Genomic DNA, 3,545 nt, shown 5'->3' on the forward strand with positions numbered 1-3,545 from the left:
TCGAGCGACGCCGTTCAGGCGTACGCGAGGGTGAGGGCCGAGCATGGGAAACAGCACGCACTGTCCCCCCTGGAGCCCTCGCTGAACTCTCGTTTCCCGACCCTTCCCGCTGCGGCTTGTCGATTGAGTCGTCAACGAGGTATTAGCGTATGTAGGATTTGCACTCTTGCCTTTTTATACCCCACATCTCGAAACACCAAAGATTAGTGTCCAATCAGAGTGGATTAGTGTTCCGCCAGCGCGGTCAAGGGAACACTAATCTCCGCTGATCGAACACTAATGGTTCTTGGGCAAGGGATGTTTGGCTTCGAACCGCTTGTATTCCCAACGCAAGCGGCTCCCAAAAGATGTGGGGTACAAAAAGGCACTCTTGCCCGTCCAAGTTGCGGATGTCGGCCAACATTGGCCAACCTACAGCAAAAATAACTAGCCCGTTGCCAACGGGCGAGGTTCCAACTGCACGACCTCCTGCGTTCAGGAGTGTGATTGCAACCTTGCGAGCACTGCACTTGTAAACTGCACGACCTCTACGCGGTAAAGGCGAAGCAAACGGACGTGATCGATGGCCTCTTGGACATCGGCGCACCGAACATATTGAGTTGGATTGAATCGATTGATTGATCGATCCTTTCACGAACATCCCAACGAAGCTGCTATCATTAAACGCAGCGTCCAATTGATTCAGCAGTGCCGCAGCGAAATGTGCCGCGGCACCGCCGACCAACGCCACAACCAATCCCCAGGTTTGACGAAATGAAGTTGATTGCCATAGCTTCGGTTTTCCTGTTCGCCGGTGTCGCCGTGTGCGAGGAACCTACCGTCCAATTGAACGACTTCCAGTCGAAGGCGGCCAAGCTTGCTGTCAAAACGTTCAACGAACGACTGTCATTTCTGGAACAAAGCATGCAGCAGCATGTCGACACCGCAAACGCGAAATTGCGGGAGGAGCTCAAGGCCGCACTCGAACAGGCGGCAAAACAGGAAGACCTCAAAGAGACCGAGAGAATTTCGCGGTTCCTGCAGGCTGACGCGCCGCCCAAACCCGACCATGAATCCGCTGCCGCCCGGGAGACAATCCAAAAGTTGCGGGCAGAAGTTTCTGAACTGAAAAAGCGTCTCGATCAGATGACGCAACCTGACCCTTTGGTGGGAACATGGAAATACCAATCAGGAAACGTCTGCCACTTTACCAACGACGGTTGGGTCGTTCTCAAAGGCGAACGGATTGCGGCCTGGAAACGAACCGGAGAGAACAGCTACGTGACCGCCTTCCTAAAGAACTTTGGTGATGGCAGTTCAGATGAGATGACCCTGGGCCCTGATGGCAAAACGATCATGGCAAAGAGCAAAAGCGGAAAGGGTTTCTCCATGTATCGGATTCCTTCGAAGTAGCAAAATCCCGATACCTTTGGCGCAGCACGCTGCACGAGTTCGCTGCCGAAACCGTTCTAGCTCGACCAAACAGGTTGGCCAGCAAGATGCGAAACCAACCGAATTCGCGAGTGGCATCCAACGTGCCAATCATCTCTTGGTGACTGGCGTCTGTTGCTGAAGCCGAGCCTGCGGCCAGCTTCCACCGCCCAAATTCTTTCGCGACGACTTAAGCAAATCAACTGCTCCCCAACCAATAGAGAGTTCGCATGACGCGTGAAGGTAGTATCCAATGTCCGAATTGTGGGCAAGTCTGTATCGATGAGGGGCACGATACGATCGGATGTCCAAACTGCCAAGCGACCTTTCATCGTGCAGAAGAACCATCGGCCGCGATCCGATTGAAGAAACCAGGGATGACACTCATCCTGACGGCCTGTCTCGGCATCTTTGGAAACTGCGTGCTTGGATTTGCTTCCATGGCAATTCCCAAGGCCCCGATTCCTGACCAGGCTCCCGAAGGAGTCGATGAGGCGACTTGGCAATCCTATCGGAATGGTAAAGAGATGGCGCCGCTGATCGACTTCTGCATGGCAACATTCCCCGTCCTGTTCGTGTATCCCATCGTACTGATCGCTGGAATGCAAATGCGTGCCAGACGGGCCTACTACCTCTGCCTCATCGGAGCCGTTTTCGCCATGATGCCTTGCAGCCCGGCCTTCTTGATGGGTCTGCCCTGCGGTATCTGGGCGCTGGTCACGCTGCTGAACCGAAACGTGCGAGATACGTTTCGTACGCCACCGAACCAAGCACCACTTCCATCGCCATGAACGGGTGCATGCAACACGCTCAATGCGAAATACAAGGCGGTAGAAAATCTCTCACGCAGTGTCATCTCCCAAACGCCCGGCACCGCAATTCGCATTACGCCAGAACAGGTAACCTGGATGAAGCTCGTCAGGCAGAGCCAGATCGATTTCTTCCATTGTCACATCACCAACGGCTGCCGTTTGTTGTGGCTAACGGGGACCTGCTTCGACAACGCCTTCTGCTTTTGACACCTGTTCACGAAGTTCGCGAGCGACGGTGAGGTAGTAGTTGCGAGCGGTCGCGTTAACCATGTTGCCGGCAAGCTTGGTCAGCGCATCCGCCTTGATCTGTTTCGCATCGTTGTCATCCGCGTTGATGGCGAGAAGATAATCGGCGAGCTGCGCGGCCCATTGGTTGTCGTCCTCGGCCAGTGCATCCCTGGCTGATTGCAGGAGCTTCTCTGTTCCTCCTGCCAATTTAGCAACACGCTCAGCCTCTTCCTTGGGCGGCAATGGGAACAGATTCGATGCGTTGCCGTCGAACCAGCCGAGGTAGTTGCTGAAGGTCTGGCGGACGCCCCAGTCGGGATGTCCGTAGAACGGCTGCAAGTATTCACTATTTGCCAATCGCTCAGGCAACTGCACGTACTCGACCAATTCGTCGGGTGTCAGCCCTTTGTTGATGCCCTCGACAGTCTTGTCGTGAATGAGCTGCACGGCATCGCGGTAGTCGGTCAGAACCTGCTTGACATCGCCCGCTCCGAGAATCGGATTCGTGTGACCGCCGACCAAGGCAACCGCGTCGTTGCCGGCCATTCTGCCAAGACTTTCCGACCACAGCCGGACGCTGCGTTGAGGAGTGCCGCGAATGGCATACAGGTTTGGAAACGATCGATAGAAATCGTCGCCGGCAAACAGCACCTTGCTAGCGGGATACCAGACGTACAATCCATCGTTCGTTTCACCGGGCGACATAACAAGTTCGAGTTCCAACCCGGCGATGTTGATTGTCTGTCGTTCGTTCTTAAGAAAATGAGTTGGACTTGTCCCCTCGCGAGACGAGAAAACTTCACCAGCACGCTTCGGATAACGAACCGGTGCGACGCCGTTGTTGATCCTCTGATCAGGCGGCAACTTGAATCCGGCTTGCCTTGCACCTCGCACGTTCTGGTACGTCAATCCACCGGCCTTCCAAGGTCGAGCTTCACTGCCAAAGTTAACGTGAGCCCAAATTTGCGGCCGTTCGTCGCCGAGAAACGCCGGTGCTCCGCCAGTGTGGTCTCCGTGCGAATGCGTGTAGATGATCGCCTTGACCGGCTTGTCGGTGATCTTGCGAAATTCTTTTTCGACGGATGCCCCATCCAT

General features: G+C 54.9%; 3 protein-coding genes. 2 read left to right on the forward strand and 1 reads right to left on the reverse strand.

Features of this window, described 5'->3' with window-relative positions:
- The first annotated feature begins 753 nt into the window (after window positions 1-753).
- Window positions 754-1,392 (forward strand): hypothetical protein, encoded by a 639-nt coding sequence (locus tag B2R17_RS20830; protein WP_286765491.1) that lies wholly within the window; start codon window positions 754-756, stop codon window positions 1,390-1,392.
- Window positions 1,393-1,850: 458 nt separating this feature from the next.
- Window positions 1,851-2,201, forward strand: coding sequence for a hypothetical protein (locus B2R17_RS20835; protein ID WP_286765492.1), 351 nt, complete (start codon window positions 1,851-1,853; stop codon window positions 2,199-2,201).
- Window positions 2,202-2,390: 189 nt separating this feature from the next.
- Here the strand turns inward: B2R17_RS20835 and B2R17_RS20840 are convergent.
- The coding region (locus tag B2R17_RS20840) for an alkyl/aryl-sulfatase (RefSeq protein WP_286765493.1) at window positions 2,391-3,545 on the reverse strand (1,155 nt) is incomplete at its 5' end.

This window comes from Rhodopirellula sp. UBA1907, from assembly GCF_002337565.1.
In the GTDB taxonomy this organism is placed as follows: domain Bacteria; phylum Planctomycetota; class Planctomycetia; order Pirellulales; family Pirellulaceae; genus Rhodopirellula; species Rhodopirellula europaea.

Bases quoted from the DNA above. Each gene is read 5' to 3' on its own strand.
- B2R17_RS20835 (WP_286765492.1), top strand. From the start codon at position 1,851: ATGGCAATTCCCAAGGCCCCGATTCCTGACCAGGCTCCCGAAGGAGTC.
- B2R17_RS20830 (WP_286765491.1), top strand. From the start codon at position 754: ATGAAGTTGATTGCCATAGCTTCGGTTTTCCTGTTCGCCGGTGTCGCC.